This window comes from Exiguobacterium sp. s130 (assembly GCF_018619055.1).
Classification (GTDB): domain Bacteria; phylum Bacillota; class Bacilli; order Exiguobacteriales; family Exiguobacteriaceae; genus Exiguobacterium_A.
This window is the reverse complement of the sequence record NZ_JACSNI010000002.1, coordinates 438443-464370: the sequence shown is the minus strand read 5'-3', so window position 1 is coordinate 464370 and position 25928 is coordinate 438443. Positions and strand designations below refer to the sequence as shown.

The following is a 25928-nucleotide window of genomic DNA, read 5'->3' as shown; positions in this document are numbered from 1 at the left end:
TTTTGCTATGATAACGTTCGGAAGAATGAATCCCCATCAAATATGGGGAAGATGGAAGGATTGGATGGATGATGAAGAAGATTCAAATTGCATTAGATGGCCCAGCAGGTGCTGGGAAAAGTACGATCGCAAAACAACTGGCGGCACGCCTTGACTATGTATATATCGATACAGGGGCGATGTATCGTGCCGTTACGCTCGCAGCACTCGAACAATCGCTTGATCTGAACAACGGAGAAGTGCTTGGCGAATTGATGAAATCGCTTGATATTCGTTTAACACCAGGCGAAAACGGGCAACGTGTCTTTATTGGTGATCGCGAAGTGACGGATGCGATCCGTTCCATCGAAATCACGAATAACGTATCGTTCGTCGCTCGTCAAAAAGAAGTTCGAGCAGCACTCGTCACGGCGCAACGAAAATTAGCAGAGCAGGGTGGCATCGTCATGGACGGTCGTGACATCGGTACAGTCGTATTACCTGATGCTGAATTAAAAGTTTTCTTGACGGCAACTGTGGAAGAGCGTGCAGCTAGAAGGCACCGGGAGAACATCGCGCGTGGGATGGATAGCGATATCAAAGTTCTTCAAGAAGAAATCGCGCTGCGGGACAAACGGGACAGTGAACGTGAAGTCTCTCCTTTACGCCAAGCAGACGACGCATTATATCTAGATACGACAGAGATGACGATTGATCAAGTCGTTGTTCGCCTGATGGAACTAGCGGAAGGTGTTCTAAAATGAAACGTCAAGATACCATTTATCGGATTGCGCGGTTTGTCGTCTGGGTCATAGCCAAAACAGTCTTCCGATTGAAGGTGACGGGGCAAGAGAATATTCCAAAAGACGGTTCCTTACTCATCTGTGCCAACCACAGTTCAAATTGGGATCCCGTCTTCCTCGTCAGTGCGATTCCACCGAAACGTTCGGTTCGTTATATGGCGAAGGAGGAGTTGTTTAAAGTCCCAGCCTTAAAGCAGCTGATGATTGCGGCAGGAACTTATCCTGTCGGTCGTGGTCAAGGGGACCGTCAAGCCTTGAAACGGACGATCGAGCTGTTAAATACGGATGAGACCGTTGGCATTTTCCCGGAAGGAACGCGTTCTGCTCCAGGAGAATTCACATCAGCACAACCCGGTGTAGGGTTTTTCGCCTTACGATCGAATGCTCAGATTTTACCGATTGCCATCATTGGATCGTATCGCCCTTTCAAACGAATGCGCGTCGCAATTGGAAAATCGGTCGATATTTCGGATTTACGTGATCAACGTGGTGCTGCGAAAGCGATTTCTGATCGAATCATGGACGAAATCAAATCCGTCTACTTCAATCACGCTTAATACCTTGACAAATAGTCAGAATTGTAAGAAGTTAGAAGCAGGATAAACGCATTGACACGTGTCAGGCGTTTCTTGTACTCATCGTGAGGAGGTTGTTTTGGAATGGTCGAAGAAATGAAAGATATGCCTGATTTTGAAATTCATCGGGACCAGGTAGTTACCGGAATGGTCGTGAAAATTGAAGACAAGCAAGCACTCATTGATATCGGATATAAAACAGAAGCCATCTTACCGATCAGCGAAGTATCGAGTCTTCATCTCGATGATATTCGTGGTGTGTTGAACGTCGGAGATGAACTACAAGTGAAGGTCAAGAAAATCACGGATGAAGAGGTCGTCGTTTCAAAACGAGAAATCGATGCACTTAAAGCGTGGGAGCAAGTTGAAGAGAAGTATAAATCAGGTGAGATCTTTGAAGTTGTCGTGAAAGACATCGTTAAAGGTGGTCTTGTCGTTGATATCGGTGTCCGTGGATTCATCCCAGCGTCGCTTGTCGAGCGGCATTACGTCGAGGACTTCTCGGATTACATCGGTCGTTCGATTGACGTCAAGGTCGTTGAACTCGATCAAGAGAAGAACCGTGTCATTCTCTCGCACAAAGCCGTCGTTGAAGGTGAATTGAACGCGAAGAAAAAAGAGACACTCGAAAATCTAGAAGTGGGGCAAGTTCTAGAAGGAACAGTCCAACGATTGACAGATTTCGGTGCTTTCGTTGATATCGGTGGCGTCGATGGTCTCGTTCATATCTCGGAAATGGCGCACCATCGTGTCGAACGTCCTTCGGACATCGTCACGGAAGGTCAGAAAGTCGAAGTCAAAGTACTTGGCGTCGACCGTGATACAGAAAAGGTTAAGTTGTCGATCAAGGAAACACAACCGGGTCCATGGCAACAGATGGAAGGGAAAATCGAAGCTGGGGATATTGTCAAAGGACGCGTACGTCGTCTTGTCCAGTTCGGTGCCTTCATTGAGCTTGCACCGCAGGTAGAAGGGCTTTTGCATATTTCACAAATCGCGAACCGTCATATCGGATCGCCTTCAGAAGTACTTGAAGAAGGACAAGAAATTGAAGCGAAGGTACTTGAAGTGCGTCTTGATGAGCACAAGATCTCGCTCTCGACACGTGTTCTCGAAGAGGAAGAAGGGTCTTCTGAGGACTATTCGGATTACTCGAATCAATCAGAAGGATTTTCTGTCGCTGACTTGACAGAAGACGATTCAGAGACGAAAGAATAAAGGATGACACAAAGCGGACACAAGCGTGTCCGCTTTTTATATGCGGTTTGTTATGGTATATGAGAGTTTGATTTGATACAATAGAACGGCTATGAAGCGAGAGAAGAGAAAGAAGGTGTTGGGATGGCAATTCCAGTCGTGGCGATCGTAGGTCGCCCAAATATCGGAAAGTCGACGATTTTTAACCGGGTGATTGGAGATCGGGTTTCAATCGTAGAAGACAAGCCAGGCGTTACCCGCGACCGTATTTACGGAACTGGAGAATGGCTGAATCGTCATTTTCATTTGATTGATACAGGTGGAATCGAAGTTGGGGATGAGCCCCTACTTCAAATGATGCGTCATCAGGCGGAGCTCGCCATTGATGAAGCGGACGTCATCATTTTCATGGTGAACGGACGCGAAGGAATCACAGCAGCGGATGAGGAAGTCGCGAACATGTTGTTCCGTTCGAACAAACCAGTCGTCGTAGCTGTCAATAAAGTGGATAATTTTGAGATGCGTGATTTAATGTATGAATTCTACTCTCTTGGATTCGGGGACTTATTCCCGATTTCTGGTACACATGGTCTTGGACTTGGTGATTTACTCGACCGTGTCCTTGAATTAGCACCAGATAAAGAAGAGTTGGAATATGACGAAAGTACGATTAAGTTTGCCTTGATTGGTCGTCCAAACGTCGGGAAATCAAGTATGACGAACTCGATTCTTGGTGAAGAGCGTGTCATCGTCTCGAATATCGCTGGTACAACACGTGATGCAATCGATACACCATTTACGCGGGATGAACAAGAATACGTCATCATCGATACGGCAGGGATGCGAAAACGCGGGAAAGTCTATGAATCGACAGAACGCTTTAGTGTCATGCGTGCTCAAAAAGCAATCGAACGAGCAGATGTCGTCTGTGTTGTTCTTGATGGTGAAGAAGGTATCATCGAACAAGATAAAAAAGTAGCAGGATATGCCCATGAAGCAGGTCGCGCGGTCATCATTGTCGTCAATAAATGGGATGCTGTTGAAAAAGATGATAAGACGATGAAAAAGATGCAAGAAGAGATTCGGGAAGAATTCCGTTTCCTTGACTATGCACCAATCGTCTTCGTCTCAGCAAAAACAAAACGTCGTTTACAAACGTTATTACCAGTCATTCAGCAAGCAGCGCACAGTCATGCGCAACGGATTCAGACAAGTGTCTTGAACGATGTCATCGTCGATGCTGTCGCTATGAACCCTGCGCCGACAGATAAAGGAGTTCGTTTACGGATTAACTATGCGACTCAGGTCGCGTCGCGTCCGCCAACGTTCGTCTTGTTCGTCAATGATCCAGAATTGCTTCACTTCTCTTATAAACGATATCTCGAGAACCGGATTCGGGAGGCATTTGATTTCACAGGTACACCAATCCGGATTTTAGCTCGTCAAAAACAATAATGAGGTGATTCAGTATGACCAAAATCGCTGTCATCGGAGCAGGAAGCTGGGGAACAGCGCTCTCGCTCGTCTTAGCCGATAATGATCAGGAAGTCATTCTTTACGGTCGTGAACAAACAAATGTCGACCGTATCAATGAACATCATGAAAATGCGCAATTCTTGCCGGGCGTCGTGTTGCCACAATCCTTGAAGGCGACGACGGATCTCAAAGTGGCGGTCGAAGGCGCGACACATATTTTGATCGTGACACCGTCATCTGCGATTCGTGCGGTTTCTCGTCAATTAAATGAACTATTGACAGAACCAGTCGTCCTGATTCATGCATCAAAAGGAATCGAACCGAAGACACATCTTCGATTGTCTGAGTTGATCGAAGCAGAGGTCGACCCGGCGAAACGTAAAGCGGTTTGTGTCTTGACAGGTCCTTCACATGCTGAAGAGGTTGCGTTACGTAAACCGACGACGGTGACCGTTGCATCGGATGATTTAGAAGAGGCTGGTCGTGTGCAGGAATTGTTTACGAATGAAAACTTCCGTGTCTACCTCAATGCGGACATCATCGGGGCAGAACTCGGTGGAGCACTGAAGAATATCATTGCACTTGCTGCGGGTATGACAGATGGTCTCGGTTACGGGGACAATGCCAAGGCAGCCTTGATTACGCGTGGAATGGTCGAGATGGCTCGTCTTGGAACGATGCTTGGAGCAAACCCAATGACGTTCACCGGCTTGACAGGAATGGGTGACTTAATCGTCACTTGTACTTCTGTCCATAGCCGAAATTGGCGTGCGGGAAATGCCATCGGTCGAGGAGAAAAACTAGAGACAGTGCTTGAAAACATGGGAATGGTCGTAGAAGGTGTTCGTGCGACACAAGCTGCATATGATCTAGCAGAGTCGAAACAATGTGAACTCCCAATTACTTCTGCTTTATACCATGTTCTCTTTGACGGTCATACACCGGAAGAAGAAGTCAAAAAATTGATGCAACGACCACAAAAAAATGAGATCGAGCATCTCTTCACGACGAAAGATTAACGGAGTGGGGTGGAAATCTTGAGTCCAGGATTATTAAAAATGTGGATTTCGTTCGCTGGCATCGGACTCTTTGCGATCAGTGTCTTGCTGGTCACGGTCAGTCGGACGAAGTTGAAAGGGATTTGGCAGATTCTCGTGTCAACCTTGGCATTCGTTTGTTTCATCGTTGCGTCGATCATCATGGTATTCATCGTCATGGCGGGACCGAGCGCATGAAAAAGTGGTTCGTACTACTCATGCTCATTCCGGTGACGTTATTATCAGGTTGTCTCTTTCCGGACAGCCAGAAACCGTCGAACCGCGTGCCGTATCCGCAACAATTACGTACCGTTCAGGATGCCGTCGATGCATACCAGAAAGACACAGGTGTTTTGCCGATCAAAACGATGGAGGCAGATACGCCACTCATGGAACGTTATCAAATCGAACTGGGCCGTCTGATACCTCGTTATATGAGTGATCCACCAACGAACAGTTTCGAAGGCGGGGGAACATTCATCTATTTGTTGGTCGACGTTGAGACGAAGCCGACTGTCAAATTGATGGATTTGCTTGTCGCGGAAGAACTACAGAAGCTTCAGGTCCGAATTGATGCGTATCGCAAGAAGAATGATAAGTACCCATTCAAAGGCTCCATCGGAAAAAATCAGTTTACCCTTGACTATAAAAAGTTATTCATCAAAAAAGAACCGACTGTTCCAAGTCCGTACTCAGATGAAAAGCTATCGATCTATGTCGATGGTCAAGGTCGTCTTTTCATCAACTATTTGCCAGAGTTGAAGAAAGCTGTACAAACGGCGAAGAAAAAGCCGAAAGTCGGTCAGGATATTCGGTATTTGCTTTATGAAGATCAACCTTTTGTTCCTGCCTATTCTCAAAGCTACACGATAAACGAAAAAGGCGAACCTGTGTTTTCAGAGAAATCGAGCGAAGAATCTGAAAATTGAACGTTATTTACACGAAAATGTTGTAATAGCAACGTTTATAGGGTATGATTACCCTCGAAGAAGTGATTGGGAGGGGGTGAAAGTAATGAACAAAACTGAACTCATTCAAGCAGTCGTCGAAAAATCAGGTCTTACAAAAAAAGACGTGACGAAAGTTGTTGAATCAACATTCGAATCGATCACTGAGACACTTCAGTCTGGAGAGAAAGTCCAATTGATTGGATTTGGTAACTTCGAAGTCCGTGAGCGTGCAGCCCGTAAAGGTCGCAACCCACGTACGAAAGAAGATATCGAGATTCCAGCAAGCAAAGTACCTGCCTTCAAACCAGGTAAAGCATTGAAAGATGCTGTGAAGTAATCCGGCTACATAGTCGCCCGAGATTTTCTCGGGCGGCTTTTTTGTGGACATTCAGAAGCGTGAAAGCCCGCCGATTATGGTATATTAAAAAAGAAGAACGTCCATCAACGAGATGGCACTGGAGATCGGGGGGTAAAAGCATGGAACAACATGAGCTGCGCGTGGATGAAATCATCACTGCACTCACCACTAAACAAACGACACGATTGGCTCGACATGTGGATTTCCCTTCCATCGATCGTGAGCAGATCCGTTGGTTGATTGATGTCGCTCAACATGACAAGCTAGATTCAGAAGCACTCGTCAAAGCGATTCATTTCGCACAAGTCGCCTTACGTCTGCATGAACGCGTCAATAAAACATTACGCGGTTCGAAGGAAAGACAGCTTCTTGTATTAGCTGGAGATCTTTTCTCGAGCTACTTCTTCGAACAATTAGCGGGTTTGCCGAAAGAGGTTCTCGTCTCACTCGGACGGACCATTCAACGTGTCAATGAAGCGAAGTGTGCCTTACACGAAATGAACTATGAATCAACGGAAGAACGGGTTCTCTTATGGTTAACAGCAGAGTACGGATTAATGCAAGGACTCGCGGCAATCACCAAACGAGAATGGCTGACACGACAAGGACGGCAGATCATTCAGCAACAGGCAGAGCAGCTAGATCTGGTCGCACAGAAATTACTGTTATCGCATCTCGAACAGATGGCGGTAGCATGAGATCTTGGAAAGGGTGAGCAGTGTGCAGACAAAAGATAAAGAAAAAAAAGTGTATGAAGTGTTCCAATCGATATCAACGAACTATGATCAAATGAATTCAGTCATCAGCTTCCGACTGCATAAATTGTGGAGACGCGAAACGATGCGCCGGATGCAAGTCTTCCCAGGTGCTAAATGTCTTGATCTTTGTTGTGGAACGGCAGACTGGACGATTCAACTGGCAAAAGCAGCCGGTCCGACTGGTGTCATCAAGGGACTTGATTTTTCAGAGAACATGTTAAAAGTCGGCGTGGAGAAAGTAGAAGCGCTCGATATGAAAAACATCGAATTGATTCACGGAAATGCAATGGATTTACCGTTTGGTGACAACTCATTTGATTTCGTGACAATTGGTTTCGGTTTACGGAACGTTCCTGATTACCTTCAGGTCATTAAAGAGATGCATCGCGTCTTAAAACCAGGTGGAACAGTCGTCTGTCTGGAAACGAGTCAACCGACGGCACCGATTTTCCGAGAAGCATATTCGCTATACTTTGGAAAAATCATGCCACAAGTAGGTCGTTTGCTTGCTAAATCGTATGATCAATACAACTGGTTACAAGAATCAACGGAAGTGTTCCTCGACCGTGTCGAACTGAAACAACTCTTCGAACAGGCAGGCTTCATGCAAGTGGAAGTCAAAGCATTCGCGGGTGGGGCTGCTGCGATGCACCTTGGGAAGAAGTGGTGAGATGTCACTGCATTCCATCTACCGTGATGTCACGAAGGAAATTAATTTAGTCGATCGTTTTCTGATCAGTCATATCGCTTCGGAGGAACCAACGATTGATGCAGCAGGAAAACAACTGCTGAAAGCTGGTGGAAAACGGATTCGACCAGCGTTCGTATTGTTAGCCTCTAAATTCGGTGAGGCAGATCGCGATGAACTGATCCGTGTAGCAGCAAGTCTTGAGCTCGTCCATATGGCATCGCTTGTACACGATGATGTCATTGATGACGCTGAACTACGACGAGGAAAACCGACCGTTATGCAATACTTCGATGAAGAAGTGGCGCTTTATTCAGGCAATTATTTGTTTGGGGAAGCGATTCGGTTGATTGGAGAAGTCGGAAAACCAGAGCTGGTCCAAGTCATGGTCCATACGATGCGTGAAATTTGCGAGGGTGAGATTGAACAGATCTATGATCAATATGATTGGGAACAGTCGATTAAACGTTATATCAAACGAATTGAACGAAAAACAGCCATTCTCATTGAAGCAAGTTGCCATCTAGGTGCAATCGTTGCGAATTGTTCAGCGGCCGATACGAAAGCGTTACGACTGTTTGGACGAGATATCGGACTCGCTTTTCAGATTGCTGATGATTTGCTTGACTTCACAGCGAATCGAACGCAACTTGGTAAGCCAGTGGCAGAGGATCTACGTCATGGACATAAGACGTTACCCGTCTTTTATGGAGCGGAAGATGCTGCCTTTTACGAAAGTCTTTCGAAAATCGAGACGATGCCTACCCATGAAGAAGTTGCACCATTGCTAGCATTTCTTCAAACTTCAGGTGCCCTCGAACGAACACAACGAACGGTCGATCTTTACATTCGTCGTGCCATCAACCGGCTCGAACCCTTACCTAAATCTTCCGCTAAACGATCGCTCGAAGAAGTGGCGCGCTACGTTGGTAAACGAAAAGGATAAAGATTGTCAAAAATTTCTTGCTGTTCTTCTAAAAAGCCAGTAAACTGACTATGTAAGCGCTTTTCTAAAAGCATTTCATAGGGGGAACTAGAGATGGAACAGACATTTTTAATGGTCAAACCGGATGGCGTAAAACGTGGATTGATTGGGGAAATCATCGGACGGATCGAACGCAAAGGATTCATCATTCGTGAAATGAAAATGATGAACGTTACAGAAGAACTCGCAAAAGCACACTACGAGGAACATGCGGAGAAACCATTCTTTGGAGAGTTGGTCACTTTCCTGACGTCAGGTCCTGTCGTCGCTCTGCGTGTTGAAGGGGCAGACGTCGTTGCCGTTTCTCGTTTGATGATCGGAAAAACAAAACCACTTGAAGCAGCACCTGGAACGATCCGTGGTGATTTTGCGAACACGATGAGTGAGAACGTCATTCATGGTTCAGACAGTATCGAAAGTGCGGAGCGTGAGCTGGGTCTTTGGTTTCAAGGACAGCCAGTTAATGTCTAATACATGAATAGTAGGACAAGCGGGGAGGGATTCGATTCAATCGAATCCCTTTTGTCGTATTCTTGTAAAACGGACTGACCGGATTGGTTAATTGCTTTTTGGAATGCCTATAGCTTTATGCTACTATAGAAAATAAGTTGAACCGGTCAAAGAGATGACCATTTGATATCGAGAGTGAGCGAGGTGTGCCATTTGGAAGATTACGAACTTTTCATTCAAAGATTCAAGATCAAATCAGGGATTGATCTCGGTCAGTATAAAGAAGCACAGATGAAACGACGGTTGACGGCGTTACGTGACAAAAAAGGGTACAGTACGTTTGCATCCTATATGCAGGCAATGGACAAAAGTACCTCGTTATACGAAGAATTTCTAGATCGGATGACGATTAATGTCAGTGAATTCTTCCGTAATCCGATACGTTGGCAACAATTGGAGCAAGACATCTTACCGGTCTTGGAATCACGTGCACATGGACGAATTCGAACGTGGAGTGCTGCCTGTTCGACGGGAGAGGAACCGTATTCCCTAGCGATGATCTTAAGTGAACGACTCGATTCGTCGGCTTTTACGATTCAAGCAACGGATTTGGATGAGCTTGTCCTTGAAAAAGCGAAGCTTGGTCGATACGGAGCTTCCGCATTGAATGAGGTCGTAGAAGCGCGGAAAAAGCAATATTTCATCGAGCAGGAGCAAACATTCGAAGTTGTTCCAGAAATCAAACGACTTGTTCGTTTCAGTAAACATAATTTGTTAGGCGACCGGTACGATACCGGTTTTGATTTAATCATCTGCCGTAATGTACTGATTTATTTTACGGAAGAAGCGAAAGCACATGTCTATCGTTCGTTCGTCGAGGCATTAAAACCAGGCGGTATTCTGTTCGTTGGAGGAACGGAACAAATTTTCCAACCAGAACGATTTGGATTAAAGATGAAACAAAGCTTCTTTTACGAAAAAATCGGTTGAACAGGAAGGGATGAAGCGAATGCGTTATATGACAGCAGGAGAATCACACGGAAAAGGATTGACCGTCATCATTGACGGGATGCCGGCAGGACTCACGATTGATTTCGAAGCCATTCAGCGTGAAATGACGCGTCGTCAAGGGGGATATGGACGAGGTCGACGGATGCAAATCGAACAAGATCAGATTGATGCACGTGGTGGGATTCGCCACGGATATACGACGGGATCACCGATCAGTTTGTTCATCGAGAATAAGGATCATACGCACTGGACACAAGTCATGCAGGCGGAACCGCTCGAAGAAGAGTTGGAGCGCCCACGGACATTAACGCGTCCACGTCCCGGACATGCGGATCTCGTTGGCGGATTGAAGTACGGTCATCGTGATTTACGCGATGTGCTGGAACGTTCTTCAGCACGTGAGACAGCAGCACGTGTTGCCGTCGGTGCCTTCGCTAAACAATTACTGAATGAACTCGGAATTGAAGTGTTCTCGCATGTACGATCAATCGGTGGGATTGATGCCCCTTGGAAAGATCCTGAGGAATATCAGGAAACGATTGATGCTTCACCTGTTCGCTGTGCCGACGAACTTGCAGGTCAACGAATGATGGAGGAAATTGATGCTGCCAAAAAAGAAGGCGACACACTCGGCGGTGAGATCGAAGTCGTCGTGACGGGCATGATGCCAGGCATTGGATCCTTTACCCAAAACGATCTAAAGCTCGACAGCCGAATCGCGCAAGCTGTCATCAGCGTCAATGCGATGAAATCCGTCGGTTTTGGTGACGGGTACGAACTCGGTCGTCGCAAGGGTAGTACCGTCCAAGATGAAATCATTCATGATGACGCTGGATATCATCGACGGACGAACCATCTAGGTGGAATCGAAGGCGGAATGTCGACAGGGATGCCGATCCGCGTCCAAGTAGCGATGAAGCCGATTCCGACTCTCTATCGTCCCCTGCAATCAGTCGATATTGAGACGAAGGAAGCCTTCACGGCACAAATCGAGCGAAGTGATGCCTGTGCCGTTCCTGCCGCATCTGTTGTCTTAGAAGCCGTCGTTGCGTTTGAGATTGCGGTCGCTATCCTTGAAATGTTCGGAACATCAACGATTGATCGTCTTCAGGCTGCCGTTGCCGCTTATACAGAGGAGGTTCGAACGTTTTGATCGAGCTTGATATCCGGTTAAAAACGTCATATCCAGTATTTGTCGGAAATGGGGCATTAGCACGTTTGTCGCATCTTTCGGCGCTGAACGAGGCGGATCGCATCTGGATCATTACGGATGAGACAGTTCGCGACTTGCACTTGCACACGTTGCAAGAGGCATTAGGGTCTATATCTCAATCAACAAACATTCATGTCAGCACTGTGCCAGCTGGGGAGCAGAGTAAATCGCTTGCGGTCTACGGTTCTTTATTGGAAGAGGGAATACGTCATGGAATGACACGACATAGTATCATCCTTGCGTTTGGTGGTGGCATGATAGGTGATTTAGCGGGATTCGTTGCAGCGACTTTTTTGCGCGGCATTCCGTTCATTCAAATTCCGACGACACTCTTAGCACATGATTCGAGTGTAGGTGGAAAGGTCGGTGTGAATTTATCGCTTGGAAAAAACTTGGTCGGGGCATTTTATCAACCGAGCGGTGTCGTGTATGATTTAACGCTTCTTCAGACATTACCAGATCGGGAATGGCGGAGCGGCTTCTTTGAATTGGTCAAACATGGATTCCTCGCACGACCATCGTTTGCAGATACGTTACTCGATGTCTCGTTGGATACTATCAAAGAGCTTGATCTTGAAGACTGGCTCGCACGAGGGATTAACGTTAAACGGGATATCGTCGAACAAGATGAGACGGAGCAAGGGATGCGTGCCTTCTTGAATTATGGGCATACATTCGGGCATGCCGTTGAATATGCGAGCCCGGGTCTGTCGCATGGCGAGGCAGTAGGGATCGGACTCGTCTTCGTCAAGTTTTTGGAAGGAAATGAGGAACAGGCGGAACAACTCGGACGATTGCTCCACCGTCTCGGAACCGGATTGCCGGACCGACAATCGTTCGAGACATATCTGGAACTGATGCGTCGTGACAAAAAGAATCACCAAACTACGATCCGATTCGTCCTTGAGAAAGAAGGACGTTTTGACTTAGAGGCATTCAGTGAAGAACGATTGCAACAAGCGTTCAATCAAACAATGAGGTGTTTAGAATGGGATTAAGAGGAACAGTACAAGTACCGGGCGATAAATCAATGACACACCGTGCTTTTCTGTTCGGTGGGATCGCTAAAGGAACGACACATGTCAGAAATGCACTCGAAGGAGCGGACTGTCTCGCTTCATTAGAAGCGATGCGAGCGCTTGGGGCACACGTCGAGCGAACAGCAGGAGAAATTCGCATCACCGGTACGGAAACGTTTCATGAAGCAACGATCGATTGCGGAAACTCGGGAACGACGATCCGTCTTTTAAGTGGGATTCTAGCAGGCGGTCAAGCAACGTATGTACTCGATGGAGATGCTTCCTTGCGCAGACGTCCGATGAAACGGATCACGGAACCACTTGCCTTGTTCGGAGCGAACATAACAGGTGAGACGGCGCCGCTTCACATTACGGGAACGCCACTTGTCGGAACGACGTATACGTTACCGGTCGCAAGCGCGCAAGTGAAAAGTGCCGTCTTACTCGCAGGTTTACATGCGACGGGCGAGACGACGGTCATCGAGCCGATTCTATCACGGGACCATACGGAACGGATGCTGCCGCAGTTTGGCGTTGACGTATCGATCGATGACTACGAAGATGGTCGACATATTCGTGTTCAAGGTCCTGTACATTTACAAGCGACGTCACTCGACATCCCGGGGGATCCATCGTCAGCAGCGTTTTGGTGGACGGCAGCAGCGATCGGGCAGGATAGTCGGATCACGACGACGCACGTCTTGATGAATCCGACACGGATCGGTTTTTTACAGACGTTGCGCCAGATGGGGGCAAGTGTCGAAATCGATCATCGCTCAGAAGATGGTGGAGAGGAGACGGCAGATGTGACCGTCGAGACGACATCGTTGCAAGCGACCACGGTCGAAGGTGAACAAATCCCTTCCTTGATCGATGAGATCCCGTTACTTGCATTGCTTGCGACGCAAGCAGAGGGACGAACGATCATTCGCGATGCGGAAGAGCTCCGTGTCAAGGAGACGGACCGGATCGAGACGGTCGTGACGGCGTTACGGCGTCTCGGGGCGAATATCGAGGCGACGGATGACGGTATGATTATCGAAGGACCGACACCTTTGCAAGCAGCGGAAGTTGACAGTGCAGGTGATCACCGACTCGCGATGATGTTGACGATCGCGGCGACAATCAACCCGGAAATTATAGTGCATGGACGCGAAGTAGTTGAAGTCAGCTACCCAACGTTCTATGATGATTTAAATAAACTTCAATCCGACCGATCTGAGTAAGAAATAGGCGGATGACAGAAAGTGGGGCGTTTGCCTTGAATGAACAAGTATTGAATGGCATCATCGAAGAACTAGAACACGGCCATACCTCGGAAGCCTTAGCGACACTAGAACAACTCGAAAAGACAGGGACGGATGAGGATCGCCTCGCGGTTGCCGATCTCTATATCGAACTTGGATTATCAGACCGAGCAGTTAATCTATTGGCACCGCTTTACGTCGAATACGCAGGTAACGCCGGAGTCGCCTTGTTACTGGCAGAATGTTATATCGATTTGGACCGGGAAGAGGAAGCGATTTCTGTCCTTGAGCAGGTCGACACAACGGACATGGAATATGGTCCCCGTTCTCTCGTATTACTCGCTGACCTCTATCAGTCACAAGGTCTTGACGAAGTGGCATTAGCGAAGCTGAAGGAAGCACGTAATCTCGCTCCTGAAGAACCATTACTGGCATACGGATTAGCCGAGCTCTACATGACGCTCGGTGCGTTTGATCAAGCGGTACCACTATTCGCTGAAATCGCAGAGCGTCCAGAGTTACGTGCTGAATTGCCGCTCGATGCCCTGTACGCGGAATCACTCGCGATGACAGGACAATTTGAGGATGCGATTCCACTGTATGAACGTGCTGTCGCAGAACGTTCCGACTTGCATACGCTGTTTGGTCTTGCGATGACGGCTCACCGTGTCGGTCAACACCAAAAAGCAGTCGAGACATTCCAACAATTGATTGCGCAGGATCCGGATTATACATCAGCGTATGTACCGTACGCGGAAAGCCAAGCCGAACTTGGGCTGACGAAAGAAGCACTGAACGTCATCAAGCAAGGGATGGAGCGCGATGATTATAATGACGAGTTACGGACGATGGAAGCCTTATTCCTTCTCAAACTCGGCGATCGCGCAGGAAGTGTTCAAGCGTTACGTGAAGCACTCGCTTTAAACCCGGAATCAATCGTCGCAGCGGAACGTTTGCTTTCGTTACTGGCAGAAGATGAGGATCATGAAGCAATGATTGAGACGATCTCAGCCATTGAAGAACATGTCACGGCTCCAATTCTGACATGGTACCGGGCGCGCGCTTTATATGCGTTAGAGGAATACACGCAAGCGATGGAGAACTATGCGATAGTCGAAGGCGCATTCACGGAAGACGCGCTTTTCTTGAAAGAGTATGGTTTTGCACTCGTCGAGGAAGGACGGCGTGAAGAGGGACAACGTCTCTTACGACGCGCTGCACAGTTGACACCAGAGGATAACGAACTCGTCGACTATGTTGAACGAATGGATGGATGACTTCACGGGAGAAGGGAGTAGGATTGAGATGATAGAGAGAAAGCAGCGATTCTTACGCCGCATCTTGACCTATTACACGTTAAAGCGACGGGAAGCAAAATGGATCATCGATTACTGGTTGCGTAACGAGGCAAAACTCGAGCAGGTACACTTCGTTCAAAATGCGACTTTCGCTCCGAAAGCCATTATCATGACGACATATGGATTCGATGCGGAACCGTTTCTTTTTAAAAAAGGGGACGTCACGACGCTAGATCCAGAAAAAGCGTATCATGACATTCGTTTGACATCGGAAGATATCTACATCGAGCTAAACTTCCAAGGCATGATGATGGACGATGAATACTTGTCTTTACTGGAAGAAAATCCATTTCGTCCGGAAGTCGCTGTTGAACCGCGTTTAGCAGATGAAGCGACTCATTTCATCGCTGTCACGGTCAATCGACAAGAAGAAGAACGGTTGGTCCGATTGATCGATGAAGCACTTGATGCACGCGATCAACATCGATTCCACTCCCTTTCCGAACAGTTACGTCTCGTTCGAAATCAACTCCCTTAATCAAAGAACTCTATTGCTTATAACAGGCGATAGAGTCTTTTTCGTATGTGAAGATTTGTGCAAAATATGAAGAAAAATAGGGTGGAATTTCATAAAACGTTCACATTAAGAGAGCAGGAGGAAATGTGGATATGATACATTAAATGTGACGAATTGTAAGTAAGAAAGAAAGGGGGAAATGACTTGCGTTTCAAACCATCCGACGTACAGCGGACACGAAGCGAGCAAGCGTATATCGACACGCTAATCGTGCCTTTGCTTCCGATCGGTTTCGATGAGGCGATGCATGCTTATGCGGAATGCGCAGACATGACATTGACGGTGGCGTCCGAAGTCGAACGCCAGCTATCTGGACGGGCGTTGCTCTTACCTGCCATGACCTACATCGATGTACCGTCGATCGAACAGTTGGAAGGATGGCGTCAAGCGGCTGCTTCCGGGCAATTCCGTTTCATCACCTTCATCACCGCTGATTTAAGGTGGAAGGAGACTGCCGCAGAAGAGATTATCTACGTGCCACGTCTAGCTCTTGAGACGATGAGTCGTGACCAACAAGGTCAGATGGTCGGGAATTTTGTTGGACAAGTTCTCGAACAGTTAGGAAACCGTTGGACCGCGCTATGAAGCGGTTGACGCAATGATTTTATTAAGATACTATTACCATGTGAGAAATTTGTGTGAAGTACTGTCGTCTTGGGGCACAGCGTACATCACAAGGGGGGATCGAGATGGCTCAAAACGGGTCTAACGTAACACGTCGTCAATTCTTGACGTATACATTGACAGGCGTCGGCGGTTTCATGGCTGCGACAATGGTCATGCCGATGGTCAACTTCGCAGTTGATCCAGTCCTGAAGAAATCAGGAGCAGGCGATAAAGTAAAAGTAATGAAGTTGTCGGATATCACGACAGAACCAAAACGGGTCGACTTCAAGAAACAAACGCAAGATGCGTGGTATGAGTTCGAAGAAACGTTGTCGGCTTGGGTGTTCAAAGATGATAAGGGAGAAATTTTGGCCCTTTCACCGATTTGTAAACACTTAGGTTGCCAAGTCAGCTTCGGCGCAGATCCAACGCACCCGGAGCAATTCTATTGCCCATGTCACTTCGGACGGTATACGAAGGATGGCACGAACGTACCTGGTACGCCTCCAACGAAACCACTCGATGAGTATGAAATGCAACAGAAAGATGGTTACCTCTACCTTGGTAAACCAGTCGAAAGAGGTGCGTAAGCGATGATGCAAAAAATCTATGATTGGATTGATGAGCGCGTTGATATTACGCCGCTCTGGCGAGACATCGCCGATCATGAAGTACCGGAGCACGTCAACCCGGCACATAACTTTTCAGCTTTCGTTTATTGTTTTGGCGGATTGACGTTCTTTACGATCGTCATCCAGATTCTTTCGGGGATGTTCTTGACGATGTATTATGTACCGGACATCATCAACGCACACGCGTCCGTCTACTATCTACAAAACGAAGTCGCACACGGACAAATCGTTCGTGGTATGCACCACTGGGGTGCGTCTGTCGTTATCGTAATGTTGTTCCTACATACATTACGTGTCTTCTTCACTGGTTCATACAAAAAACCACGTGAATTGAACTGGGTCGTCGGAGTTCTCTTGTTCTTCGTCGTCTTAGCTCTCGGTCTGACAGGATACCTATTGCCTTGGGACATGAAAGCGTTGTTCGCGACAAAAGTTACGATTCAGATTGCTGAAAGTATCCCGGTCATCGGTGGTATCGCGAAGACCCTCCTTGCGGGTGGAGAAATCGTCGGCGCAAGTACAATCGCTCGATTCTTTGCGATTCACGTCTTCTTCCTTCCTGCAGCATTGTTCGTCTTGCTCGGGGCCCACTTCTTGATGATCCGTAAACAAGGGATCTCTGGACCACTTTAAACCGACTATCATCTAGACAACAAAAAAGGGGGAGAACACGATGCATCGTGGTAAAGGAATGAAATTCGTCACCGATTCACGGGTGTCGATCAATAACCGGATGCCGAACAAGTCAAAAGACTATTCGGAATATCCAGGTCGAACGGAAGCGTTCTGGCCGAACTTCTTACTTCGCGAATGGATGGTTGGAGCGGTCTTCTTGATCGGCTTCATGACTCTGACAATCGTAGAAGCAGCACCACTTCAAAACATTGCCGATCCGACGAATACGTCGTACATTCCACTTCCGGACTGGTACTTCCTATTCCTCTATCAGCTCTTGAAATACCAATTCGCTGCAGGTCCATACATCTTGATGGGAACAGTCATCCTTCCAGGTCTTGCGTTCACAGCACTTCTCGTCGCGCCATGGCTCGACCAAGGTCTTGAACGCCGTCCTGCGAAACGGCCAGTCGCCGTCAGCATGATGCTCCTCGCAGTCGTCTCGATCGTCTTCTTGACATGGGAATCTGTTCAAACGACACACTGGGATACCATCCACAAGCAAGGTGAGTTGACGATGAACGAAGGACCAAAAATTGATACATCGGCAAAAGGATACGAAATTTATTCGAACCAGTCATGTGTCAACTGTCATGGTAAGAACCTCGAAGGTGGAGCAGCAGCTCCAGCGCTCGTCGGAACGAAAAAGACTGAAAAAGAGATTTATGATATCGCAGTCAAAGGTGTCGGTTCGATGCCGGCTGGTCAGTTCAAAGGCTCAGATGCCGATCATAAAGAACTTGCGAAATTCATCGCTTCATACGGTGAAGGCGGCGAAAACAATAAATAAGCCAAAAGCCGGGGGAGCAATCCTCCGGCTTTTGTCGATGATGAGGTGAAACGATTGCAAGGAATACTTACTTTACTCCGTCATAAAGCCGTGCTTTGGATCGTCGGATTGATCAACTTAGCAGGCACCCTATACGGCTACTACTGGTATGAACCACAACTCGCGACATCGAAGTGGTACTTCTATCCGTTCATTCCGGATAGCCCAACCGCATCGCTGTTCTTTACGATCATCGTTTTTCTATGGATTTTCGGACGACGTTCCCGCTTGTTTGAAGCGCTCGCATTCGTGACATTGATCAAATATGGTGTCTGGGCGGTCGTCATGAATGCCTTGATGTTGAACGAACTCGGCACATCAAACGCCTACTTAACAACGATGGCACTGATGCTGATGGTGTCGCACGGAGCGATGGCGTTTCAGGCGTTGTTATTCAGTCCTTTGATGACATTTCGCATCAAGGAACTTGTTCTCGTTGCGATTTGGGTCGTTCATAACGATGTCGTCGATTATGTCCTTGGGCAATGGCCCCGGTACCCGGCGCTTGCAGAGCACATCAAATGGATCGGATACGGTTCTTTCTGGTTGACTGGATTATGTCTTTTGATGGGATATCTGTTTGTCGCACGCGATTCAATTGACAATAAGGTCGCTTGAACATAAAATAGACCTATAAACAAAAAAGAAAGGAACGATGTCTCGTGGCAAACTATTTGATTTATCTCGCGATCATCATGATCGTCCCGATTTGGGCTCAGATGCGGGTGCGGAGCACCTATAAAAAATATCAAGATGTTCCGATTCAGAGTGGGGTGACAGGAGCACAGGTCGCTGACTTCATCATGAAGCAGAACGGGATTACGAACGTCCGGCTCGAGCCGATTGGTGGAACGATGTCCGATCATTATGATCCGACAAATAAAGTCGTCCGGCTTTCAGAAGACGTCTATTACGGTTCGACGGTCTCAGCCGTTTCGATTGCGGCACACGAAATTGGTCACGTCATCCAAGATGCGACGGATTATAACATGATGCGTGTCCGGCACCGCATTGCACCTGTCGCCTCAATCACGTCGAACTTATCGTTCCCTCTGTTGTTGATTGGTCTATTCGCTGGGTTCACTGGTCTTGCGATGCTAGGTGTCGTGCTGATGCTTGGAGCGGTCATCTTCCAACTCGTCACGTTACCGGTCGAGTTCGATGCTTCGAACCGAGCAATGGCGCAATTGACAGATCACGGAATCATCGACGCGGAAGAAGAACGTGGTTCACGCCGTGTCTTGAACGCAGCCGCTTGGACGTACGTCGCAGCAACACTTGTCGCCGTCGCCGAGTTTCTTCGTCTCGCACTGCTCGTCTTCAACCCGTCAAGTGATGACTAAAATGAAAAACACGGATTGCTCGTTTGAGCGATCCGTGTTTTTTTTACGTTTCTTTGATTGGGACTCGATTTTCGTCGAACGTGAATCCTTCTCCCGTTACTTCATAGACATCATGCAACGTGATGAAGGCGTGCTGGTCGACACTTTTAACGAGCGTCTTCAAGCGATTGATTTCATTGCGAGCGACGACGACGTACAATACTTCGAGATCCCGTCCAGAGTAACCGCCTTTTGCGATTAGGCGGGTCGTGCCACGATTCATCGTCGCATGAATACCGTCGGCAATCTCCGTCCGGTGATCACTGATGATCATCGCTGCTTTACCGGCATACGTGCCCTCTTGCATCCAATCGATGACGCGGGCACCGACGTAGACGGCAAGTAACGTATACATCGCTTGCTTGTAGTCGAGATACGTCAAGGATGCGACGATGACAAAGAAATCGAAGATCAAGAATGTTCGACCGATCGACCAACCGAAGTAGCGTTTCGTCAAACGCGCGATGATATCGACACCACCAGTCGTACCACCATTGTTGAAGATGATACCAAGACCAACGCCGATGAATACACCGGCAAAGAGCGCAGCAAGCACCATATCGTCACGCAGGTCGATGACGAGTGGTGAATATTTGGCAATCAATCCATACCAGAAGGAAAAACTGAATGTACCGATCAACGTGTAGACGAAGGTCGTCCGACCAAGAATTTTATAACTGACGAAAAAAAGTGGGACATTCAATACTAAGTTCGTGATCGATGGTGATAATCCGAACAGACCTTTTAGAATCAGCGTGATTCCGGTGAAACCGCCTTCTGCTAACTCATTTTGAACGTTAAAATGATAAATACCAAAAGCAAAGATGAACGATCCGACTAAAATCCAGAGGATGTTCTGGATCCGAATCGGGAATTGGAATGGAGGTGCCATTTCCGTATGCTCCTTTCAAATCAAGACTCTTTCTCTAGGGTAACGGCACGGTCGGAAAAAGACTAGCTTTTCCTATGAAAATCATTCGAAAAGTGATCAGTATGGTCATTCCGATTGATATTGCTTAGAATAGAGACGAATAGAAGACATAAAGAGAGTGTGGTTTTATCATGAAAAAAGCAATTGGGATTCTTTGTTATCCATCCGTCGGCGGGAGTGGGGTCGTCGCGACGGAGCTCGGTATGAAACTTGCGGACCGTGGACATGACGTCCACTTCATTACGTCGAGCATGCCGTTTCGCCTGACGGAATATCGACCAAACATCACGGTCCACTTGGTTGAAGTCAACCAGTATTCCGTTTTTAAATATCCACCATACGACATTACGTTAGCATCAAAAGTCGCAGAAATCATTGATTTATTCGATCTTGATGTCATCCATGCCCATTACGCCGTTCCGCACGCGGTCTGTGCAGATCTCGGACGAAACATGGCTAAGAAAAAAGGCGTCGCCGTCGTGACGACGTTACACGGAACGGACATCACCGTCATCGGGCAAGATTTAGAGATGCAACCGGCTATTCGATACGGCATCGAACGATCAGACGCGGTCACGGCCGTATCCGAGAGTCTAGCACTTGAGACGAATGCGACGCTCAATGCACACTACGACATCGATGTCATTGCGAACTCGATTGACGAGAGTGTCTATTATCCGATGCGGGATGAACGCTTGAAGCGGCATTACGGCATCGAAGCGGACGAAGTCGTCGTCATTCATATCTCGAACTTCCGACCGGTCAAACGAATCGATGATACGCTTGCGGCGTTCGCCATTGCAGCGAAAGACCGGAAGATGCGTCTGTTGCTCGTCGGGGATGGTCCAGAGATGGGACAAACGAGACGTCGCGCAAAGGAACTCGGCATTTACGACAAAGTGATCTTTGCCGGTAAACAGGAACACGTCGCGCAATTGCTCGCCATTAGTGATATTCATGTCCTGTTGTCAGAAAAAGAAGCGTTCGGGCTCGTCGTCCTTGAGGCGATGGCAATTGGGGTCCCGAGTGTCGTCTCGACAGCAGGTGGCTTACCGGAAGTCATACAGGACGGCGTCACCGGATATATCGTTCCGACTTACGACGTTAAGGTCGCTGCGGCGCGCATCGGTGAACTTGCGGATGATCCGTTGTTACGAGAACGGATGGCAGAAGAGGGTATTCGCGATACTCGTCGTCGTTTTGATTCGAATGAGATCGTCCGTCGTTATGAACAAGTCTATGAACGGGTGTGTGCGCGTCATGAACTTGCTTGAAGGGGCGCATCATATCATTCAGACGATCGAACAAGCGGGTGGTGAGGCTTATATCGTTGGTGGTGCCGTTCGCGACATGTTACTCGACCGGACACCAGGAGACTATGATTTAGCGAGTTCGATGTTACCGGAACAGATCATCGACTTATTCCCTGTCGTCATTCCGACTGGGCTCGAGCATGGAACCGTGACGGTCGTTCTCAACCACATACCGTACGAAATCACGACGTTCCGCTCGGAAGCAACGTATAGCGATCGTAGGCGACCGGATGCGGTGACGCTTGGCGTTAGTTTGGAAGAGGATTTGACCCGGCGTGATTTTACGATCAACGCGATGGCACTCAGACCATCCGGACGTGTGGATTTGTTCGGCGGAGCGCGCGACATCGAAGAGCGAATTATCCGGACGGTCGGCGAACCAGCTGAACGTTTTAATGAAGATGCGCTTCGGATGATGCGGGCGTTCCGCTTCATGAGCCAACTGGATTTCTCGCTTGACGAGGCAACTGAACGAGCAATCGTTAAACTCGCTCCGCATCTAGAGGCCGTTGCGATTGAGCGGATCGCAATCGAGTTCGAGAAACTCTTACTTGGTCCTGGAAAACAGCAGGCGTTACAGGCGATGCTCCGGACAGGAATCGAACGCTACCTCCCCGGTATGACTTCAGAAATCGTCAAAGGACTAGCGCAGCAGTCGTTTCAGGGTGTCTCAAAAGATGCCGTCTGGACACTCGTACTCGATGCCGGTCTTGCGAAAGATCAATTGACGCGCTGGAAACGATCGAAACATCAAGTGCAGCTCGCTGTGCGTTTAACACCTCTGTTACACCGACCGTTACAAGACTGGGATCGTTATCAGTTGTCGGACGAGGAACTGATGATCCTTCAGGAAATGACCGGAACGGATTATCCAGAGCGATCAGACTTACCGATTCGCAGTCGTAAAGAGCTCTCTGTCGACGGAAAAGACATGATTGGCCTCGGTCTTCAAAAACAACAGATCAAGGAAGCACTTTTGCATTTGGAATACAGTGTCGTCACGCGTGCTTGCCCAAACGACCGCGTGACATTACTGAAGGAGGTAGAGCGATGGCGCACTCAGTCCGAGAACAAATCTTGATCGCACTTCGTCAGCGGACGTGGTACTCCGGACAGGAATTAGCAGAGACGTTAAATATTTCACGTACCGCCATTTGGAAACATATGCAAACCTTAAAGGAAGAAGGATACCAGATCATCTCGAATAAAAAACTAGGCTATCAATTAGTCGATGAAGGCGATTTGCTGACGCCGATTGCCATTGAACAATGGTTAACGACAGCGCGTCTTGGTCGCCACATCCTTCATTTCGAAGAACTGGACACGACGCAGCGGATTGCACATGAGCAAGCGCAACAGCAAGCGCAGGAAGGAACACTCGTCGTATGCGATCACCAGACGAATGGACGCGGACAGCTAGGGAGAACGTGGCATGAAGCGAAAAATGAAGGCATCGCAATGAGTCTACTCGTCCGACCGGATGTACCGATGCACCAAGCAGGTCAATTAACGCTCGTAGCAGGTATTGCACTTGCCCAGTCTCTCCAAACATTCAATGTTCCGGTTACGATTAAATGGCCGAACGATATCTTGATCAACGGTCGTAAGGTGGCAGGCATTTTGACGGAAATGCAGACCGAGGCGGACCGAATCAGTTCAGTCATCATTGGCATCGGGATCAATGTGCATCACGAGCAGTTTCCGGAAGGGATCAAAGATCGTGCTACCTCGCTCGTCCGAGAATCAGGAAGAACTTTCCGACGTGCGGAGGTCGTCGCGACTTTTTTGAATCGATTTGAACGACTATACACACAGTGGCTCGAGCTAGGGTTCGGATCTTTCGTCTCCGAGTGGGAAACACTCGCAGATCGCTTACATGAACGAGTGACGTTACGGACACGTCAGATGACCGCTTCCGGAACATTGCTTGGTATTGACGAGACGGGCACGATTCGGATTGAGACGGAAACGGGGGAGACCCGTTTCCATTCGGCAGAGCTGATTTACTGGGAAAAAGAATGAGGGTTTGAATCAGACGGTTTGCAGAGAGCTTTTCCTGTCATGTATAATAAAGCCACGGATGGTATCCGCTTGCCGGAACCATACCGAATTGACAGGTGCCAGTTTTAGCTGTTTCAACTGCCTTGATCTTAACGGACAGGGACAGAAGGACGATATTCAATTATTCCGCCTTCTTTTCCGCATGCATTTATTTTGGAGAAGAAGGCGTTTTCCTTTTGTCCTCCCTACACACGTAAGGAGAGAACACGATGCACACAATGAGTCCATTACTCAAAAAACAACAAGCTGGAGAGAAGCTCGTCATGTTGACGGCGTATGATTATCCTTCAGCAAAACTATCAGAGGCAGCAGGAGTTGATATGTTGCTCGTCGGCGATTCCCTCGGGAACGTCATCCTCGGCTATGACTCAACGATTGCTGTCACGGTCGACGACATGGTTCATCATGCGCGCGCGGTACGCCGCGGCGCACCACAGACGTTCATGATCGTCGATATGCCGTTCGCAAGCTATCACGGTTCATTTGATCGCACGCTTGAATCAGCAGCGCGTATCTTCCAAGAATCGCAGGCAGATGCCTTGAAACTGGAAGGGGCAGGGGAGATTTTAAAAACGATTCGTCGTTTGACGGACGCTGGGATGCCTTGTGTCGCGCATCTCGGATTAACACCACAATCCGTCGGTGTCCTTGAAGGATTTAAAGTCCAGGGGAAATCACTAGAAGCAGCCGAACAACTGATTGCAGACAGTTTGGAAGCAGAGCGTGCCGGAGCGAAGATGCTCGTCCTCGAATGTGTACCGCATCCGCTCGCGAAACGCATTCAAGAGCTCCTCTCGATTCCGGTCATCGGCATCGGTGCTGGCGCAGACGTCGCCGGTCAAGTACTTGTTTATCATGACATCTTGACGTATGGTGTCGGTCGTTTACCGAAGTTCGTTAAAGCGTACACGGACTGGAATACTTCAGGAACGGAAGCAATCGCTGCTTACGTCAAAGACGTCAAAGCCGGTGCTTTCCCTGAACTAGCACACTCGTTCCAGATGGACGAAGAACTGATTGGTGCGCTTTATGGAGGGACCAAAGAATGAAAATCATCCAGGACGTCCAGACGTTACGCGAACGTTTAGCGGGAGCCGGTTCAATCGGTTTTGTACCGACGATGGGATTCTTGCATGAAGGGCATGCCTCTTTGCTCAAACAAGCACGACAAGAGAACGATGTCGTCGTCTTGAGTATTTTCGTCAACCCGACACAATTCGGACCAAACGAAGATTTGGATCGTTATCCACGAGACGCGGAACGCGATCAGAAGATCGCGGAGGCAGAAGGGGTCGATTATCTGTTCTATCCGACGAACGAGACGATGTATCCGCTGGATATGGCCCGTGTTACGGTCCGCTCCGGTGATGATGTCTTATGCGGCGCATCACGACCAGGACATTTTGATGGTGTGTTGACGGTCGTCAGCAAACTATTGAACGTCGTCCGTCCAACCCGTGCATATTTCGGTTTAAAGGATGCACAACAGCTCGCATTGATTGAAGCGTATGTCGCTGATTATTTTGTTCCGGTTGAGATCGTCCGTTGTCCGATCATTCGCGAAGCGGATGGTCTAGCGAAATCGTCACGCAATGTCTATCTATCGGAAACAGAGCGGACGCAAGCACCGGGCATCCAGCAGGCGTTGCAACAAGCGAAACAAGCACTCGATCAAGGGGTGCCTGTTGAAACGGTTCTCGATCGGACGCGCGAAGCACTTCAATTCGAAGGGACGACGATCGATTACGTCGAAGCCGTCGACTATCCCTCACTAAGACCCGTTACGGAACAAACGACGACGATTCTCTTAGCTGTCGCCGTGCAGTTTGCATCGGCACGCTTGATCGATAATTTACTATATACGAGAGGAGCATGACG

General features: G+C 48.1%; 31 protein-coding genes. 29 read left to right on the top strand and 2 right to left on the bottom strand.

Annotated elements, in window-relative coordinates:
* Positions 1-68 precede the first annotated feature (68 nt).
* From cmk to HZS85_RS06230, 24 genes are all read left to right on the top strand, one after another.
* Complete coding sequence (gene cmk, locus HZS85_RS06345; protein WP_214854447.1) at positions 69-743, top strand: (d)CMP kinase; 675 nt, start codon at positions 69-71, stop codon at positions 741-743.
* Positions 740-1339, top strand: coding sequence for a lysophospholipid acyltransferase family protein (locus tag HZS85_RS06340; RefSeq protein WP_214854444.1), 600 nt, complete (start codon positions 740-742; stop codon positions 1337-1339). Before cmk ends, HZS85_RS06340 begins: the two co-directional genes overlap by 4 nt.
* Positions 1340-1441: 102 nt before the next feature.
* Complete coding sequence (gene rpsA / locus HZS85_RS06335; protein WP_056062180.1) at positions 1442-2575, top strand: 30S ribosomal protein S1; 1134 nt, start codon at positions 1442-1444, stop codon at positions 2573-2575.
* A gap of 123 nt (positions 2576-2698) precedes the next feature.
* The gene (gene der / locus HZS85_RS06330) at positions 2699-4009 is read left to right on the top strand and encodes a ribosome biogenesis GTPase Der (protein WP_029342014.1); all 1311 of its coding nucleotides are present in this window, start codon (positions 2699-2701) and stop codon (positions 4007-4009) included.
* A gap of 14 nt (positions 4010-4023) precedes the next feature.
* Entirely contained in the window at positions 4024-5049 is a 1026-nt protein-coding gene (locus HZS85_RS06325) for an NAD(P)H-dependent glycerol-3-phosphate dehydrogenase (protein WP_035407152.1), read from the top strand.
* An 18-nt stretch (positions 5050-5067) separates the two neighbouring features.
* Positions 5068-5265 carry a DUF2768 domain-containing protein gene (locus HZS85_RS06320; protein WP_231496841.1) on the top strand — a complete coding sequence of 66 codons (198 nt, stop codon included), beginning with the start codon at positions 5068-5070 and terminating at the stop codon, positions 5263-5265.
* Positions 5262-5996, top strand: a complete 735-nt coding sequence (locus tag HZS85_RS06315) for a hypothetical protein (protein WP_035407154.1) — start codon at positions 5262-5264, stop codon at positions 5994-5996. The genes HZS85_RS06320 and HZS85_RS06315 overlap by 4 nt, the downstream gene beginning before the upstream one ends.
* 85 nt (positions 5997-6081) lie before the next feature.
* The gene (locus tag HZS85_RS06310) at positions 6082-6354 is read left to right on the top strand and encodes an HU family DNA-binding protein (RefSeq protein ID WP_012370671.1); all 273 of its coding nucleotides are present in this window, start codon (positions 6082-6084) and stop codon (positions 6352-6354) included.
* Between the two features lie 140 nt (positions 6355-6494).
* Positions 6495-7073: a heptaprenyl diphosphate synthase component 1 gene (locus HZS85_RS06305; protein WP_214854441.1), complete on the top strand. Its 579-nt coding sequence runs from the start codon at positions 6495-6497 to the stop codon at positions 7071-7073.
* A gap of 22 nt (positions 7074-7095) precedes the next feature.
* The gene (locus tag HZS85_RS06300) at positions 7096-7803 is read left to right on the top strand and encodes a demethylmenaquinone methyltransferase (RefSeq protein WP_035407160.1); all 708 of its coding nucleotides are present in this window, start codon (positions 7096-7098) and stop codon (positions 7801-7803) included.
* Between the two features lies 1 nt (position 7804).
* Positions 7805-8767, top strand: a complete 963-nt coding sequence (locus HZS85_RS06295; RefSeq protein ID WP_214854438.1) for a polyprenyl synthetase family protein — start codon at positions 7805-7807, stop codon at positions 8765-8767.
* A 93-nt stretch (positions 8768-8860) separates the two neighbouring features.
* Complete coding sequence (gene ndk / locus HZS85_RS06290) at positions 8861-9277, top strand: nucleoside-diphosphate kinase (RefSeq protein WP_214854435.1); 417 nt, start codon at positions 8861-8863, stop codon at positions 9275-9277.
* A 192-nt stretch (positions 9278-9469) separates the two neighbouring features.
* Positions 9470-10246 (top strand): CheR family methyltransferase, encoded by a 777-nt coding sequence (locus HZS85_RS06285; RefSeq protein WP_035407169.1) that lies wholly within the window; start codon positions 9470-9472, stop codon positions 10244-10246.
* Positions 10247-10265: 19 nt separating this feature from the next.
* Positions 10266-11420 (top strand): chorismate synthase, encoded by a 1155-nt coding sequence (gene aroC, locus HZS85_RS06280; RefSeq protein ID WP_214854432.1) that lies wholly within the window; start codon positions 10266-10268, stop codon positions 11418-11420.
* Positions 11417-12478 (top strand): 3-dehydroquinate synthase, encoded by a 1062-nt coding sequence (gene aroB, locus HZS85_RS06275; protein WP_214854429.1) that lies wholly within the window; start codon positions 11417-11419, stop codon positions 12476-12478. The genes aroC and aroB overlap by 4 nt, the downstream gene beginning before the upstream one ends.
* Positions 12469-13725 carry a 3-phosphoshikimate 1-carboxyvinyltransferase gene (gene aroA / locus HZS85_RS06270; protein ID WP_214854426.1) on the top strand — a complete coding sequence of 419 codons (1257 nt, stop codon included), beginning with the start codon at positions 12469-12471 and terminating at the stop codon, positions 13723-13725. The genes aroB and aroA overlap by 10 nt, the downstream gene beginning before the upstream one ends.
* Positions 13726-13736: 11 nt before the next feature.
* Positions 13737-15023 carry a tetratricopeptide repeat protein gene (locus HZS85_RS06265; protein ID WP_231496842.1) on the top strand — a complete coding sequence of 429 codons (1287 nt, stop codon included), beginning with the start codon at positions 13737-13739 and terminating at the stop codon, positions 15021-15023.
* Between the two features lie 28 nt (positions 15024-15051).
* A complete protein-coding gene (locus HZS85_RS06260; protein WP_035407179.1) occupies positions 15052-15582 on the top strand; it encodes a ReoY family proteolytic degradation factor in 531 nt (176 codons plus the stop codon).
* A gap of 183 nt (positions 15583-15765) precedes the next feature.
* Positions 15766-16206, top strand: coding sequence for a DUF2487 family protein (locus tag HZS85_RS06255; protein WP_035407181.1), 441 nt, complete (start codon positions 15766-15768; stop codon positions 16204-16206).
* Between the two features lie 104 nt (positions 16207-16310).
* Positions 16311-16817, top strand: coding sequence for a ubiquinol-cytochrome c reductase iron-sulfur subunit (locus HZS85_RS06250; protein ID WP_035396830.1), 507 nt, complete (start codon positions 16311-16313; stop codon positions 16815-16817).
* Positions 16818-16820: 3 nt separating this feature from the next.
* Positions 16821-17492, top strand: a complete 672-nt coding sequence (qcrB, locus tag HZS85_RS06245; protein ID WP_214854423.1) for a menaquinol-cytochrome c reductase cytochrome b subunit — start codon at positions 16821-16823, stop codon at positions 17490-17492.
* A 40-nt stretch (positions 17493-17532) separates the two neighbouring features.
* Entirely contained in the window at positions 17533-18324 is a 792-nt protein-coding gene (locus HZS85_RS06240) for a menaquinol-cytochrome c reductase cytochrome b/c subunit (RefSeq protein WP_035407183.1), read from the top strand.
* Positions 18325-18378: 54 nt separating this feature from the next.
* Complete coding sequence (locus HZS85_RS06235) at positions 18379-18981, top strand: DUF1405 domain-containing protein (RefSeq protein ID WP_251137856.1); 603 nt, start codon at positions 18379-18381, stop codon at positions 18979-18981.
* Between the two features lie 44 nt (positions 18982-19025).
* The gene (locus tag HZS85_RS06230; protein ID WP_214854420.1) at positions 19026-19706 is read left to right on the top strand and encodes a zinc metallopeptidase; all 681 of its coding nucleotides are present in this window, start codon (positions 19026-19028) and stop codon (positions 19704-19706) included.
* A 43-nt stretch (positions 19707-19749) separates the two neighbouring features.
* Here the strand turns inward: HZS85_RS06230 and HZS85_RS06225 are convergent, their stop codons facing one another.
* Positions 19750-20637: a YitT family protein gene (locus tag HZS85_RS06225; protein WP_035396836.1), complete on the bottom strand. Its 888-nt coding sequence runs from the start codon at positions 20635-20637 to the stop codon at positions 19750-19752.
* Positions 20638-20807: 170 nt separating this feature from the next.
* On the opposite strand from HZS85_RS06225, the gene bshA reads away from it, so the two are divergent.
* Genes bshA through HZS85_RS06210 form a run of 3 tightly spaced genes read left to right on the top strand, consistent with a single transcriptional unit; the run spans position 20808 to position 24011 of the window.
* Positions 20808-21950 (top strand): N-acetyl-alpha-D-glucosaminyl L-malate synthase BshA, encoded by a 1143-nt coding sequence (gene bshA, locus HZS85_RS06220; RefSeq protein ID WP_214854417.1) that lies wholly within the window; start codon positions 20808-20810, stop codon positions 21948-21950.
* Positions 21937-23070, top strand: a complete 1134-nt coding sequence (locus tag HZS85_RS06215; RefSeq protein WP_251137855.1) for a CCA tRNA nucleotidyltransferase — start codon at positions 21937-21939, stop codon at positions 23068-23070. The genes bshA and HZS85_RS06215 overlap by 14 nt, the downstream gene beginning before the upstream one ends.
* Positions 23040-24011 carry a biotin--[acetyl-CoA-carboxylase] ligase gene (locus tag HZS85_RS06210; RefSeq protein ID WP_214854414.1) on the top strand — a complete coding sequence of 324 codons (972 nt, stop codon included), beginning with the start codon at positions 23040-23042 and terminating at the stop codon, positions 24009-24011. Before HZS85_RS06215 ends, HZS85_RS06210 begins: the two co-directional genes overlap by 31 nt.
* Before the next feature lie 37 nt (positions 24012-24048).
* On the opposite strand, the gene HZS85_RS16875 is transcribed toward HZS85_RS06210, so the two are convergent.
* Positions 24049-24171 (bottom strand): hypothetical protein, encoded by a 123-nt coding sequence (locus tag HZS85_RS16875; protein WP_256429275.1) that lies wholly within the window; start codon positions 24169-24171, stop codon positions 24049-24051.
* Between the two features lie 88 nt (positions 24172-24259).
* Here HZS85_RS16875 and panB point away from each other — a divergent pair, with 88 nt between their 5' ends.
* Positions 24260-25099, top strand: coding sequence for a 3-methyl-2-oxobutanoate hydroxymethyltransferase (panB, locus tag HZS85_RS06205; protein WP_214854411.1), 840 nt, complete (start codon positions 24260-24262; stop codon positions 25097-25099).
* On the top strand, positions 25096-25926 hold the full coding sequence (panC, locus tag HZS85_RS06200) for a pantoate--beta-alanine ligase (RefSeq protein ID WP_214854408.1): 831 nt from the start codon (positions 25096-25098) through the stop codon (positions 25924-25926). Before panB ends, panC begins: the two co-directional genes overlap by 4 nt.
* Positions 25927-25928: the final 2 nt, after the last annotated feature.